Origin of the sequence: Pseudarthrobacter sp. GA104 (assembly GCF_009741265.1) — a bacterium.
Classification (GTDB): Bacteria; Actinomycetota; Actinomycetes; order Actinomycetales; family Micrococcaceae; genus Arthrobacter.
In genome coordinates this window covers 2,873,835-2,886,506 of the sequence record NZ_WOWL01000001.1, presented here as the reverse complement: position 1 = coordinate 2,886,506, position 12,672 = coordinate 2,873,835, and the positions used below count along the sequence as shown (strand labels likewise).

Here is a 12,672-nt window from a genome sequence, read left to right as displayed (position 1 = left end):
GCCTTTCTGGAGGTTCTGCCTTCAGTCCGGACCGCAGCCCGTCATTCGACGCTATCGGCTTCCAACAGAAAAGGTAAGTAGGCTGACTAAATACTTGCCGTCCCGGCCCCGGGCTCCTAGCGTGGGAAGGGCCAGCTCCGCAGCTACGTATGAAAGAGGAACGCCATGTCGCTCTACCAGCCGGAACCCGTTGAGATCTCCACGCGCATGCGGCCCGGCGAGTGGAGCGAGGAAAGCCTGGAGGCGCTCGTCAACAGCTACCGGACCCGCATCATGGAGATGGGAGCCAACATGGCGGAAGTGCTCACGGACGTTGAGCGGAACGACGACGGATCGGTCAGGGTTGCGGTGGTATGGAACAAGGCCGCGAATGCAGGCGATGAGGATGCCGTGGCGGGCGGGCAGGCGCCCTGACCCGGCGTGTTACCAAGCCTGCGCAATGCGGCTTCAAGGCCGCGCGAGCAGCCGGCCGATGGCACTTGACGTCAGGTTTTGCAGCAGGTCCTGCGGCCCTTCATAGACTTCCACCGCCCCGGCCTCCCGGAGTTCGGCGGCGCTGACTCCGCCGCAGGTAACACCGATGGCGGGAATCCCCAATGCCCCCGCGGCCAGCATGTCCCAAACGGCGTCTCCAATGAAGACGGCGTCCGCGGCCTCCACGCCGATCGCGTCGAGTGCCGCCACCAGGATGTCCGGGGCGGGCTTGCTCTCCTTGGCGTCGTTGGCGCTGGTGGCGCTGTCAATGAAGGCATCGGCGTCGAGGACGGACCCCATGACCGCAAGGTCCTTCTTGCGGGCGGATGAGGCCAGCGCAACGGCCAGGCCGCCGGCATGGCATTGGCCCAGCAGGTCCTTTGCCCCCTTGAAGGCGCGGAGCGCGGGCCAGTGGGACGCATAGAGCGCACCATGGCTGGCCATCACCTCCGGGTCCGCGGACCGGTCCCGCCCCTCGGGCAGGAGGCTGTCCACCAACCGGTCGCCACCCATGCCCACATAGTGGTGGATGGAGGCCATGGGGATGTCATAGCCGTGCTCTCGGAAGGCTCCCCACCAGGCAATGGTGTGGATGTAGGACGAGTCGATCAGGGTCCCGTCAACGTCAAAAAGAACCCCCCGGCGTCGCACGCCAGGGGGTGTGGCGCCTTGGGGTGCCATCAGCCTACCGCTGCCCGTTTGGCCGCAGGGGCCTTCTTTCGGCGGGCTGCTTCCTCCTTGGCGGAGTTCACGGGGCGAACGCGTTCCCGGAGAACCGTCCCGGCGCCGTCGTGGCTCTTATCCCGGATCAGGCCGGTACCGGCAATCTCCCGCGCCAGTGCCACGCCGGCAACCGCGGCCCTTTTGGTGGGAAAGGTGACCGAGATGGCCATCAGGCTCCCTGCTCCGTCCAGCATCCGGATCCTGTAGCCGCCGTCAGGCGCATCCACGAGCTCAAAATACCCGGCCATGCAAATCACTCCTCCGTCAGTCACCGCGTTGTGCTTTGTTGGAGCACTCCATGAGGTGTTAGTAAGTATACTTATCTATTGCGCGAAGGAGAAGAGACCCCGGGCCGCGCCGCCTCAGCACGGTTCCGCCGCCTCCGGCGGAATGGGGGTGTCACTCCGCCGAACCGTATCCTGATGGAGCTCCAAAGCGCTAGTCACAAGCGCGAAGTGACTGAAGGCCTGCGGCGTATTGCCCAACTGCCGGCCGGCTTTCACGGCCCATTCCTCGCTCAGCAGGCCGACGTCGTTCCGCAGGTCCAGCAGCCGCTCGAAAAGCTCCCGCGATTCCTCGTGCCGTCCCGCGCCCAGCAGTGCCTCCACCAGCCAGAAGGAGCACGCAAGGAAGACGCCCTCGTCCCCCGGCAGGCCGTCGTCGCTCTCTTCAGGGCGGTACCGCAGGACGAACCCGTCCTGCGTAAGGTCACGCTGGATCGCCTCGATGGTTCCAATCACCCGGGGATCATCGGGCGGCAGGAACCCTACGCGCGGAATCAGGAGGAGGCTGGCGTCCAGCTCGGACCGGCCGTAGGACTGCACGAAAGTATTGCGGGCAGCGTCGAAGCCATTGGCCATGACGTCCTGGCGGATGGTCTCCCGCAGCCTTTCCCACCGCTCGGCCGGACCCGGCAGCCCGGACTCCCGGACGCCTTTCACCATCCGGTCCGCCGCCACCCAGGCCATCACCTTAGAGTGGGTGAAGTGGCGGCGCGGGCCCCGCATTTCCCAGAGGCCGTTGTCCGGCTGGTCCCAGATCGTCTCCAGGTGTTCCATGAGGGCCAGCTGGACGTCCCAGGCCTCGTCCGGATGCGTCAGCAGCGAATTCCGGGTCAGCGCGAGGCAGTCCAGCACTTCGCCCCAGACGTCCAGCTGCAGCTGCTCCGCCGCTCCGTTGCCAATGCGCACCGGAGACGAATTCTCATAGCCCTTCAGCCAGGGCAGCTCCATCTCCGGCAGGCGGCGCTCGCCGTGGATGCCGTACATGATCTGCAGGTCCGCGGGGTCGCCGGCCACCGCCCGGAGCAGCCAGTCCCGCCAGGCGGCCGCCTCCGCTGTGTAACCGGCCGCCAGGAGGGCCTGGAGCGTCATGGTGGCGTCCCGCAGCCAACAGTAGCGGTAGTCCCAGTTGCGGGGGCCGCCCAGTTGCTCCGGCAGGGACGTGGTCACGGCCGCCACGATGCCGCCGGTGGGGGCGTAGGTCAGCGCCTTCAGCGTCACAAGCGAGCGCACAACCGCGTCCTGGTACTTCCCCTTGACGGTGCACTGGGAAGCCCAGCCGCGCCAGAAGGCGGACGTGCTGCCCAGGACTTCCTCCGCGTCCACCGTGTGCGGCCGGGCCACATGGCTTGGCGCCCAGGTGAGCACGAACGGGACGCGGTCCCCGGCGTTGACCGTGAAGTCGCTGACGGTGTGCATGTTCTCGCTCTGAAGCGGCGCGGGCGTGACGAAATAGACAGCATCCGGGCCTGCGATGGCGTGGAGCCCCAGCTTGTCCCGGCGGACCCACGGGATGATGTGGCCGTAATCAAAGCGGAGGACAAGCTCACCGTGCATCGGCACGCTGCCGCTCACCCCCTCGACGATGCGAACGATGTCCGCCACGGAGTCGCGGGGCGGCATGAAGTCGATGACCCGCACGGTGCCGTCGGGGGTTTCCCACTCCGTCTCCAGCACCAGCGTGCCGTCGCGGTAGGCCCTCCGGGTGCACGGCCCGCCGCTCTTGGGCGCCAGCAGCCAACGGCCGGCCTCCGGCGTATCAAGCAGCGAGTTGAAGCAGGCCGGGGAATCGAACCGGGGAAGGCACAGCCAGTCGATGGAGCCGTCCTTGCTGATCAGGGCCCCGGTTTGAAGGTCGCCGACCACCGCGTAATCTTCAATTCGCGCCATGTCCTTACCCTGCCACAGCCGTCCCGAAAAGGAAGGGCATCCGCCGGTGTAGCCTGAAGGAATGCCGGCCGGTTGGGAGGAACAATGGCAATCCACATCGGAACCTCCGGCTGGAGCTACGACCACTGGGAAAACGTCCTCTACCCGCCCAAATTGCCGGTGAGGGACAGGCTTGCCCACTATGTCTCCCGCTTCAGCACCGTTGAGCTCAATGCCAGCTTCTACCGCTGGCCCCGGGACACCACCTTCGCGGGCTGGAACCGGCGGCTGCCGCACGGCTTCACCATGTCCGTCAAGGCTCCCCGCGGCCTGACCCACGCCCGGAAGCTGTACCAGCCGGAGGTGTGGCTGGAGCGGATCGAGCGGTGCTGGCACGAACTCGGTGACAAACGGGCAGTCCTCCTGGTCCAGTTGCCACCCGGCATGGAACGCGATGACGCCCGGCTGGAGTACTTCCTGGCCATGGTTCCGGAGTGGATCCGGGTGTCCGTCGAGTTCCGGCATGCGAGCTGGGACAGCCCGGAGGTGTACGCCCTGCTGGAAAGGCACCAGGCAGCCTACTGCATCATGAGCGGGGCCAACCTTCCCTGCATCCTGCGGACCACCGCCCCGTTCACGTATGTCCGGCTGCACGGCCCGGACCACGAGCACCTCTACGCGGGCTCCTACTCGGACACCGACCTGCACTGGTGGGCGGACCGCATCCGCGAGTGGTCCGGCAACGGCCTGGACGTGTATGCCTATTTCAATAACGACGGCGGCGGCAACGCCGTGCGCAACGCCGAGACCCTGCGCTGGATCCTGGGGGAAGGGTGACGTCACGGAGTGAGGGCAAGCGCCGGAAGTGGCCCCGCGCGGTGCAGCCTGTGGCAGAGTGGTTCCATGGACACGGCTCCCCAGACCCCGCCAGAGCATGCAGCAACACCCACAGACCACGGCGGGACGGACCACACCCAGCTCTACGGAAACCAGGTGTTCAGGTTTGCGCACCGGATTTCGGATGCCGTTAACACCGTTCGCATCCAGTTGGCCAAACGCTGGAAGTTCGTTCCCCAGACGATCGCCTACCAGGGCTATGGCTCAACCAGCATGGTGCGCGTGCTGGGACGGGTCCTCCTGACCCAGAAGCCGTCGCCGGGCAGCAAGGCAGAACATGCAGCCCGGAACGGCAACCAGAACGTCCGCGGCTGGCGCGCCTTCACCAGCGTGCCGTTGCAGTTCACCGACGTCGAAATCACCATCGGCGATGTTGTCACCCACGTCCGGGCTGACCGGGGCGGGCTGATTGACACCGAAGTGGATGTTCAGCTCACGCCCGGCTGGCACACTGCCGTCCTGCGGGGCGAAGGCACCGAACCTGTTGAGGCGAAGATCCGGGTCATTGCCCCGGACGTAAAGTTCGGCATCGTTTCCGACATTGATGACACCGTGATGGTGACGGCCCTGCCCCGGCCTTTCCTGGCGCTGTGGAACACGTTCGTCCTGAGCGAGCGGGCCCGCATGGCCACGCCCGGCATGGCGGTCCTGCTGGACCGGCTGACCGTCGAACACCCGGACGCGCCGGTGATCTACCTGTCCACGGGGCCGTGGAACGCCGCCCCCACCCTGGCCCGCTTCCTGACCCGGAACATGTACCCGTCCGGTGCCCTGCTCCTGACCGACTGGGGCCTGACCCAGGACCGGTGGTTCCGCAGCGGCCAGGACCACAAGCACCGCAACCTGGAACGGCTCGCCAAGGAATTCCCTGACATGCGCTGGCTCCTGATCGGCGATAACGGCCAGCATGACGAAGCCATCTATTCCGAATTCGCGCAGGAGAACCCGGACAAGGTAGCCGCAATCGCCATCCGCCAGCTGTCCATCAGCGAATCGGTGTTCGCAGGCGGCCATTCGGAGGACGGGGACCACACGGCATCCCGGGTTCCGTGGATCTACTCACCCGACGGGGCGGGGATAGCCAAGCAGCTCGCCGCCCTGGACCTGCTCTGAACCTGTCCTAGGCGCTGGCACCCAAAGCCGTGACGTCGTCGTCGTCCGGCGCATCAGCACCAACAACGTCGGTGCCTATGACCTCAACGTCAAAAGCGTCGGAAGCCATGGCCTCCGCGATTGCGGTACCCGCCGCCGCGGCGAGGTCGCGCTCCTCGACGAGTTCCTGGAGCCAGAAGTAGGAGGCTTTGGGCGTCCGCTCCAGGGTTTCGAAGTCCACGTGCAGGAGCCCGAAGGGCTGGTTGTAGCCGGCGGACCATTCGAAGTTGTCCATGAGCGACCAGACGTAATAGCCGCGCAGGTCCACCTTTTCCGCCACTCCGCCCGGGGCTGTTGCCCTGAGGGCGGCCTCAAGGTGGTCGGAGAGGTACTTCAGCCTGCGCTCATCCGGGATGAACCTGGTGTTGGTGGACTTGTCCCGCACGATGATGTCCTCGAAGCTGGCACCGCCCTCGGTGAGGATGACCGGCGGGAGGTTGGGGTACCGCTCGCCCATCTCCTTCAGGGCCACTGCCATGTATTCCGGCTTCACGGGCCAGCCGTAGGAGGTGATGTCCGCTTCCGGCCAGGTCTCCACATGGAAGGGTGTTCCGCCGTTGCCGGCAGCACTGAGGTCGCTGCCCATGGCCTCGGCCATGCTCGCCGGCACTGCACCGCCACCCGGGCCAACAGCCACCTTGGTGGGCATGTAGTAGTTGAGCCCATAGAAGTCCAGGGGCTGGGAGATGAGCTCCATGTCCTCCTCCGGGTGCTCGAACGAGCTGAAGAACTTGGCGGCCCGGATAAGGTCCGGATATTTTCCGGTCAGCACGGGATCGGCGTAGAGCCGGTTCTGGGCCAGGTCCATCAGCCCGGCGCTGACGTAGTCCAGCGGGTTGATGGAATTCGGAACCATGGGCGAGTAGACGTTTGTCATGCCGATTTCGCCAGGCACCTTGGCAGCGCGCAGTGCCTGCACCGCCAGTCCGTGCCCCAGCAACTGGTGGTGGACGGTGGGAAAGGCGGCCAGGAGCAGTTCCTTGCCGGGCGAATGCAGGCCGAGGGAGTAGCCGTTGGTGCTGACAGTCGCGGGTTCGTTGATGGTCACCCATCTGGCCACCCTGTCACCGAATGCCTCTGCCAGGATGCCTGCGTACTCCCCCAGCCGGTAGGCGGTGTCGCGGTTCAGCCAGCCGCCGGCTTCGTCCAGGGCCAGCGGCGTGTCCCAGTGGTAGATGGTGGCCATGGGGGAAATGCCGTTGGCCAGCAGCTCGTCCAGGAGTCGGTCGTAGAAGTCCAGGCCCGCCTGGTTGGCCGGCCCGCGCCCGGTGGGCTGGATCCGCGGCCAGGCGAAGGAGAACCGGTAGGAGTCCACGCCCAGCTGTTTCATCAGGGCAACGTCCTGGGGCATGCGGTGGTAATGGTCGCAGGCCGTCACCGGGCTGTGGTTTTCGACGATGGCGCCTTCCTTGGCCGCAAAGACATCCCAGCCTGCCGGCCCGCGGCCATCCTCGTCCAGCGCGCCCTCGATCTGGAAGGCTGCGGTGGCAACGCCAAGCGTAAACCCGGGCGGGATGAGTGCGGCGAGGTCTTTGGCGGTGATGTGCATCGGCGGGCCTTTTGTGACGGAGCGTGTGAGTACGTCTCAGGATGGCACAGCTGGGGGCAACTGACGAGCGGAACCTGCGGCCGCTACTGGGAACCGAACAGAAACTCCTTGGCATGCGCCACGGCCTTGCGGAACGCGTCATTCCGAAGGGTCACCAGATGCTCCGATTCACCGTCGGCAGGTTCCAGGTAACCGGTGTAGCCGGGGCGCAATACCCAGATGTCCCCCGCGGGCGGAAGGTAGAAGACCCCGAAGGACCGCTGCTGCTTTTCATCGGCGGTCCAGACCGGCACAACGGCCAGGGCAGCGCCGGTGGCCGGATTGATCCACTGGGCACGGGGCAGCGGCTGCTCATGCGCCTCGGGGTCCAGGAAGGGGGCAGTGCCGGGGCCCCATCGCTGTTCGAAGCGCTCGTGGAACGCCGGGATCAGGGGTGAGTCGTAGCGGCGCCATTCGCTCATTCGGTTCTCCGCCTCCTCGCGGTTGTCGTTGTACTCCATCAGCCCTGCGTCAGGCCCAGGGCCCGCTCTCCCACCGCACCGGGGTGACCCTGATGGCGGGTCCGGAAGAACCGGCCTGGCTGCGCACCTTGCGGACGGGGATGGCCTGGGCAGCGGCTGCTGCCCGTTGCTGGTCATAGGCGGCACGCCGTTGCGGATCGCGCAGTACATTGAACGCCTGCATGATCTCCAGGAGCTCCCCCTGCGGGGTGGCCCCGCCGTCGACGTCCGGATGGTGGCTGCGCATGAGTGCCCGGTAGGCGCGGGAAATCTCCTGTTGGGTGGCGTGTGGCTGGACCCGCAGGATTGCGTAGTAGTCGGGGGTGTTCGTCATGTGCTGCCCTGTTCCGGGCACGGGCAACGCCAAGGGTTGCCCGTGCCCGCCGCCCGTGGCTAGGTTCCGATCTCGTGCTTCTCGCTATGCTGTGTCTGGATCTCGATCTTGCGCGGCTTCGCTTGCTCTGCCACCGGGATCCGCAGGGTCAGGACGCCCTGGTCGTAGCTGGCCTTGATGTTGTCAGTGTCCAGGGTGTCGCCGAGGATCAACTGCCGGCTGAAGACACCGCGGGGGCGCTCGGAAGCCACCAATTCCACATTGGGCTGCGTGGGGTCCTTGCGCTCCGCCCGGACCGTGAGGACGTTGCGTTCAACGTTCAGGTCCAGTGAATCAATCTTCACGCCGGGAAGGTCGAACGCCACCACAAACTCGCCGTCCTCCTGCCAGGCGTCCATCGGCATGGCAGCCGGGCGGGCGGCGGTCCCAAAGACCTGCTGCGTGAGCCGGTCCAACTCACGGAACGGGTCCGTGCGCATCAACATCATTTCCCACTCCTTCAGCTCTGTAGGTGTTTATCCGTGTCATATCCATCCTCCGTAATCTATGGTGATGGATATAGATTTTTTATAGCACTCGTGGGAAACTGAGGCAAGGCTACCGGACGGATTTTGGAGAACTTATGGCACCGCAGGAAACCGGGCGGCCGCCCGGCCCCAATGGCAGCAACCGCGCACTGTACGCCATCTCCGTTGCGGCCAAGCTGGCGGGAACCGGCCAGCAGAACATCCGGCTCTACGAGACCAAGGGCCTGCTGACCCCGTCGCGGACGTCCGGCGGAACACGGCAGTACAGTGACGACGACATCGCCGTCCTGCTGCGGATCGGCGAACTGCTTGAACAGGGCCATAACCTCGCAGGCGTGGCCAAAGTACTGGAACTTGAGGCCGCCAACGTCAAGCTGCACCGGGCGCTGAAGCGTGCCCGGTCGCGGCCGCCGGGCTAGGTGGTTCCGGCTCAGTCCTTGGGCGAGTCGGCCTTGGACAGTTCCCCGGTGATCCGCTCCCCCGGGATCCGGGCCGTGCGCCAGGTGTCCAGGGCTATGACCCCGCCGAGGATGATCAGTGAAAGGGACAACGACGCGAGGGCGTCGCTGAGCCAGTGGTACCCCAGGTACAGCCGGCTTACCGCCGCAAGGAAGATACCAATCCCCGCCCCCACGAAACCCAGGACGGCGGCGCGGGGATTGCGGCGCCGGGAGAAGATCAGGAAGGCCCCCACCAGGAGGAAGTCGCAGGCTCCCAGGACATGCCCTGAGGGGAACGAGAAGGTGTGGTCGATCCCGAACAGCATCTGCTCCACGGGCGGCCGCGAGCGCCGCACGATCTGGAGGATGATCTGGGAAACGATCACCCCGGTGATCATCGCGGACGCCAGCAGGATGGGGCGCCAGGCATGCTTCGCCGCGAAACCCCACGCCAGGATCACCACCAGGACGATGATGGGCAGGGCAATCGGGCCGAAGACCACAGCCAGGAAAATCATGATGACTGTCAGCGTCTGTGACCTCAGCCCGAGCAGCCAATCGCGGACGGGCACGTCGGCTGCGGACAGGCCGTCGGCCTGCAGCACGCTGACCAGGGTGGCAATGAACAGAAGGATTCCCGCCGCCGCCAAAATAATGGCTGCCCGGTACAGCCCGCGCCGGTCGGCCGGATCCAGGTAGCGTTCCTCAACCACGAACTTGTCGTGGAAGGCACGCCACTTGCCGGTAGGATGCTTGGTTCCCGAGCCTGCTGATCCCTGTTGTCCCACTGTCATACCCGTCCCTGCGCCGTGAAGTTTAACCTAGGGTGAAGATTATCCCGCACGGGCCGCGTTGGCGCCGTTTGCCCGCATTTTCCATGCAGTGACGCCCTGCCGGCCACCCACCGCCAGACCCGGGGTAGCCTGTCTGCATGGGTGCCATGAACGAACTGATTGACGCGCCTGCCGTGGATTCCGTTGCCGCCATCCTGGCGGAATCCGCTCCGAATGTGCAGTGGGACAGCACGGCAGCCGCCGCCCACCTGCTGAGCGACCTCAACCTGCGCGCCAGGACTGACCTGGTGGCCCAGGCATTGCAGGCTGACATTGGAAAAGTCCCGGGGGCGGGATATCCGACGGCGGCGGGCAGCTTCCGCGCCGCACTTGGGTTCGAGGAGTTCACGGGCTGGATCTTGTGGCCGGTTTCGGAAGCTGCCGCCGCACTTGCCGTCGCTTCCGGCTCCGGCAGGGACTTCGACGACGCCATGGCCCTGCTGGCGGAACTGACGCCCAGGCTTACCGGTGAGTTCGCCATTCGCCGCCTCCTCCGCCAGGACCCGGACCGGGCGCTGGCCATCATCCAGGCGTGGACCTCCCATCCGGATGAGCATGTCCGCCGCCTGGCCAGCGAGGGAACCCGCCCTTATTTGCCGTGGGCAGTTCGGATCCCCGCCCTCGTCCAGCGGCCGGAAGCCACCCTTCCCATCCTCAGTTCCCTGTACCGCGACCCGTCCGAATACGTGCGGCGGTCCGTTGCCAACCACCTGAACGATCTTGCCCGGCACGCGCCTTCGGCCGTGGTGGCCACCGCCCGGGAGTGGCTCTCCGCGGCTGATGCCAACACGGGACGGGTGGTCAGCCACGGCCTCCGCACGCTCGTCAAGAAGGGGCATCCTGGCGCCCTGGCGCTCCTGGGCTTCACGCCGGCGCAGGTAGCGGTGGCCGGGCCCCGCCTTGACCGGAAGATCCTGAGGGTGCCCGGCGAACTGACGTTTTCATTCGACATCACCAACCTGGGTACAGAAGATGTGGCCCTGGCGGTGGACTACCTCATCCACTACCGCAAGGCGAACGGCAGCCAGTCGGCCAAGGTTTTCAAGGCCTCAACCCTCACCCTTGCACCAGGCGAGTGCAGGAGCCTGTCCAAACGCCACGCCTTCCGGCAGATGACCACCAGGGTGCACCATCCCGGCATGCACGCCCTGGAACTCCAAGTCAACGGCGCCGTGCACGGGCACGCGGAGTTCGTGCTCGAAACCGCTTAGTAGGAACCGGTGGTGAACTGCCAGGTCCGGCCGGTGAGCTGGTTGCCAGCAAGGTCCCGGACCGCAGTTCCGCCGCCGGTGACCGTCACGGTGTACTTGGTTTTGGCGGCCAGCGGCTGCGAGGGATCCAGGATCCACTGGTTGGTGGTGCCGTTCCGGAACACGTTGGCCGGAACCTGGGCGCCGGTGGCGGCATTCTTCACGGTAAACGTGGTTCCGTTGACGCCCTGGACCGCTTCGCTGAAAGTGACGCTGACGTTGTTGCCACGGCGCACCAGCAAGGCGTTGCTGCCGGGCGTGTACCCGGTGATGGCGGGCGCGGGGCCGGTGAGGAAGCTCCAGCTGACGGAGGCAAGCGGGGTGCCGGCGCTGTCCCGGATGGCGGACGTACCGCCCACCAGCGTGGCCGTGAAGGTGGTGTCGGCGGCAAGTCCGGCCGCAGGGTCCAGGGTTGCCGTACGGGTGGTCGCGTTGTAGGAGACGGCGGCAGGGATGGTGGCGCCGGCGGAGTTCCTGAGCACGAAGGTCCCGCCGGTGACGCCCTGGACGGCGGTGCTGAAGGTGGCAGTGACGTTGGTTCCTGCCGCGACGGCAGTGGCATTCGCGGCAGGCGTCACGGCTGTCACCGTGGGAGCGGGGGCAGGGGCCGGAGCAGGTGCGGGAGCAGGAGCGGCCGCAGCAGAGTACAGCAGGCGGTTGGGCGTGCCGCTGGTGGCCCCCGCCACCACCCCTGCCGTCGCGTTGGAGGTGAGCGCGCCGGAGACCTGGGCAGGGGTGAGTGCCGGGTTCTGGGAGAGCAGGACGGCTGCTGCCCCGGCCACGTGCGGTGCGGCCATTGAGGTGCCGGACATTGACGCGGTGGCGGTGGAAGACGTGTGGTACGCCGAGCTGATGCCCACGCCCGGTGCGTAGAGGTCCACGCAGGAACCGAAGTTCGAGAAGGATGCCTGCCTGTCGGCGGAGTCGCTGGCAGCCACTGTCACCGCCGCCGGGACCCGTGCCGGCGAACTGCCGCACGCGTCCACGGCGGAGTTGCCGGCGGCCACCACAGCGGTAACGCCGTCGTTCACCACGGACTGGATGGCAGTGTCCACGGTTGAACTGGCGGCGCCGCCCAGGCTGAGGTTCACCACCGCCGGAGCCCCTGCTGCGTGGTTCGCTGCCACCCAGTCCAGGCCTGCCACTACATCCGAGTTGTAGCCGGATCCGTTGCAGTCCAGCACCCGGACGGGAACGATCGTGGCGCTCTTGGCCACCCCGTAGGTGGTCCCGGCAACGGTTCCGGCAACATGCGTGCCGTGGCCGTTGCAGTCGCTGGAGCCCCTTCCGTCAGCCACGGCGGTCCAGCCGGAGGTGATCCGCCCGGCGAACTCGGTGTGCGAGGCCAGGACGCCGGTGTCCACCACGTATGCGGTCACGCCTGTTCCCGAGGACGCCCAGGAGTAGGAGCCGGAAAGCGGCAGCGGCCTCTGGTCCACCCGGTCAAGGCCCCACGGCGCGGGCTGCTGGGTATCGGAGATGCCCACCAGGGCGTCGGCTTCAACGGACACCACCCGGCCGGACTTCGCGAGCGCCGCCGCCTGGGCAGGGCTGGCGGTGACCAGGGCGCCGCGGATGGCGTGGGTGAAGGTCCGGCCGACGGCGAGGCCCTGGGCCCGCAGCCCGGCCGCCTCGGCGGCTACGTCGGTACCGGGCGCGTACTGGACGATGTAGCGCCCGGTAGCTCCGGGATCAGCCGGCGCAACGGCAGCGGCGGGAACGGCGGCGGCGGACAGGACTGCTGAGACCAGCACTGCGGCGGCGGGCAGCGCAAAGAATGAAGTGCGAATTTTGGGTCCTCGTTCGGCGTTTTCGGGCTGCGTGGACAGGGGTTTGTGTCCCC

The 12,672-nt window shown here is 66.6% G+C and carries 14 protein-coding genes; 5 read left to right on the top strand and 9 right to left on the bottom strand.

What is annotated here, in order from left to right:
* The first annotated feature begins 165 nt into the window (after nt 1-165).
* A complete protein-coding gene (locus GK109_RS13175; protein WP_157241038.1) occupies nt 166-414 on the top strand; it encodes a hypothetical protein in 249 nt (82 codons plus the stop codon).
* A 33-nt stretch (nt 415-447) separates the two neighbouring features.
* On the opposite strand, the gene GK109_RS13170 is transcribed toward GK109_RS13175, so the two are convergent.
* From GK109_RS13170 to GK109_RS13160, 3 genes are all read right to left on the bottom strand, one after another.
* A complete protein-coding gene (locus tag GK109_RS13170) occupies nt 448-1,155 on the bottom strand; it encodes an HAD family hydrolase (RefSeq protein WP_157241036.1) in 708 nt (235 codons plus the stop codon).
* A complete protein-coding gene (locus GK109_RS13165) occupies nt 1,155-1,445 on the bottom strand; it encodes a hypothetical protein (protein ID WP_157241034.1) in 291 nt (96 codons plus the stop codon). Before GK109_RS13165 ends, GK109_RS13170 begins: the two co-directional genes overlap by 1 nt.
* A gap of 114 nt (nt 1,446-1,559) precedes the next feature.
* Nucleotides 1,560-3,368, bottom strand: a complete 1,809-nt coding sequence (locus tag GK109_RS13160) for a glycoside hydrolase family 15 protein (RefSeq protein WP_157241032.1) — start codon at nt 3,366-3,368, stop codon at nt 1,560-1,562.
* An 84-nt stretch (nt 3,369-3,452) separates the two neighbouring features.
* On the opposite strand from GK109_RS13160, the gene GK109_RS13155 reads away from it, so the two are divergent.
* Together GK109_RS13155 and GK109_RS13150 are read left to right on the top strand one after the other, a co-directional pair.
* Nucleotides 3,453-4,184 carry a DUF72 domain-containing protein gene (locus tag GK109_RS13155; RefSeq protein ID WP_157241030.1) on the top strand — a complete coding sequence of 244 codons (732 nt, stop codon included), beginning with the start codon at nt 3,453-3,455 and terminating at the stop codon, nt 4,182-4,184.
* A 66-nt stretch (nt 4,185-4,250) separates the two neighbouring features.
* On the top strand, nt 4,251-5,357 hold the full coding sequence (locus tag GK109_RS13150) for an App1 family protein (protein WP_157241028.1): 1,107 nt from the start codon (nt 4,251-4,253) through the stop codon (nt 5,355-5,357).
* 7 nt (nt 5,358-5,364) lie between these two features.
* Here the strand turns inward: GK109_RS13150 and GK109_RS13145 are convergent, their stop codons facing one another.
* From GK109_RS13145 to GK109_RS13130, 4 genes are all read right to left on the bottom strand, one after another.
* A complete protein-coding gene (locus GK109_RS13145; protein ID WP_157241026.1) occupies nt 5,365-6,945 on the bottom strand; it encodes a glycoside hydrolase family 1 protein in 1,581 nt (526 codons plus the stop codon).
* Nucleotides 6,946-7,028: 83 nt separating this feature from the next.
* Nucleotides 7,029-7,406 (bottom strand): hypothetical protein, encoded by a 378-nt coding sequence (locus GK109_RS13140; RefSeq protein WP_157242932.1) that lies wholly within the window; start codon nt 7,404-7,406, stop codon nt 7,029-7,031.
* Nucleotides 7,407-7,455: 49 nt separating this feature from the next.
* Nucleotides 7,456-7,779, bottom strand: coding sequence for a J domain-containing protein (locus GK109_RS13135; RefSeq protein WP_157241024.1), 324 nt, complete (start codon nt 7,777-7,779; stop codon nt 7,456-7,458).
* Nucleotides 7,780-7,838: 59 nt separating this feature from the next.
* Nucleotides 7,839-8,264 (bottom strand): Hsp20/alpha crystallin family protein, encoded by a 426-nt coding sequence (locus tag GK109_RS13130; protein WP_157242931.1) that lies wholly within the window; start codon nt 8,262-8,264, stop codon nt 7,839-7,841.
* A gap of 137 nt (nt 8,265-8,401) precedes the next feature.
* Here GK109_RS13130 and GK109_RS13125 point away from each other — a divergent pair, with 137 nt between their 5' ends.
* A complete protein-coding gene (locus tag GK109_RS13125; RefSeq protein WP_157241021.1) occupies nt 8,402-8,725 on the top strand; it encodes a MerR family transcriptional regulator in 324 nt (107 codons plus the stop codon).
* Nucleotides 8,726-8,736: 11 nt separating this feature from the next.
* On the opposite strand, the gene GK109_RS13120 is transcribed toward GK109_RS13125, so the two are convergent.
* Nucleotides 8,737-9,540, bottom strand: coding sequence for a phosphatase PAP2 family protein (locus tag GK109_RS13120; protein ID WP_157241019.1), 804 nt, complete (start codon nt 9,538-9,540; stop codon nt 8,737-8,739).
* Between the two features lie 137 nt (nt 9,541-9,677).
* On the opposite strand from GK109_RS13120, the gene GK109_RS13115 reads away from it, so the two are divergent.
* Nucleotides 9,678-10,790 (top strand): DNA alkylation repair protein, encoded by a 1,113-nt coding sequence (locus GK109_RS13115; RefSeq protein ID WP_157241015.1) that lies wholly within the window; start codon nt 9,678-9,680, stop codon nt 10,788-10,790.
* Here GK109_RS13115 and GK109_RS13110 read toward each other — a convergent pair.
* The gene (locus GK109_RS13110) at nt 10,787-12,583 is read right to left on the bottom strand and encodes a S8 family serine peptidase (protein WP_370460580.1); all 1,797 of its coding nucleotides are present in this window, start codon (nt 12,581-12,583) and stop codon (nt 10,787-10,789) included. The two genes, GK109_RS13115 and GK109_RS13110, sit on opposite strands and share 4 nt — an antisense overlap.
* Nucleotides 12,584-12,672: the final 89 nt, after the last annotated feature.

Coding starts and splice junctions, on each gene's coding strand:
- GK109_RS13155 (WP_157241030.1), top strand. CDS start 3,453: ATGGCAATCCACATCGGAACCTCCGGCTGGAGCTACGACCACTGGGAA.
- GK109_RS13175 (WP_157241038.1), top strand. CDS start 166: ATGTCGCTCTACCAGCCGGAACCCGTTGAGATCTCCACGCGCATGCGG.
- GK109_RS13135 (WP_157241024.1), bottom strand. CDS start 7,779: ATGACGAACACCCCCGACTACTACGCAATCCTGCGGGTCCAGCCACAC.
- GK109_RS13145 (WP_157241026.1), bottom strand. CDS start 6,945: ATGCACATCACCGCCAAAGACCTCGCCGCACTCATCCCGCCCGGGTTT.
- GK109_RS13125 (WP_157241021.1), top strand. CDS start 8,402: ATGGCACCGCAGGAAACCGGGCGGCCGCCCGGCCCCAATGGCAGCAAC.
- GK109_RS13160 (WP_157241032.1), bottom strand. CDS start 3,368: ATGGCGCGAATTGAAGATTACGCGGTGGTCGGCGACCTTCAAACCGGG.
- GK109_RS13130 (WP_157242931.1), bottom strand. CDS start 8,264: ATGTTGATGCGCACGGACCCGTTCCGTGAGTTGGACCGGCTCACGCAG.
- GK109_RS13170 (WP_157241036.1), bottom strand. CDS start 1,155: ATGGCACCCCAAGGCGCCACACCCCCTGGCGTGCGACGCCGGGGGGTT.
- GK109_RS13165 (WP_157241034.1), bottom strand. CDS start 1,445: ATGGCCGGGTATTTTGAGCTCGTGGATGCGCCTGACGGCGGCTACAGG.
- GK109_RS13140 (WP_157242932.1), bottom strand. CDS start 7,406: ATGAGCGAATGGCGCCGCTACGACTCACCCCTGATCCCGGCGTTCCAC.
- GK109_RS13150 (WP_157241028.1), top strand. CDS start 4,251: ATGGACACGGCTCCCCAGACCCCGCCAGAGCATGCAGCAACACCCACA.
- GK109_RS13115 (WP_157241015.1), top strand. CDS start 9,678: ATGGGTGCCATGAACGAACTGATTGACGCGCCTGCCGTGGATTCCGTT.
- GK109_RS13120 (WP_157241019.1), bottom strand. CDS start 9,540: ATGACAGTGGGACAACAGGGATCAGCAGGCTCGGGAACCAAGCATCCT.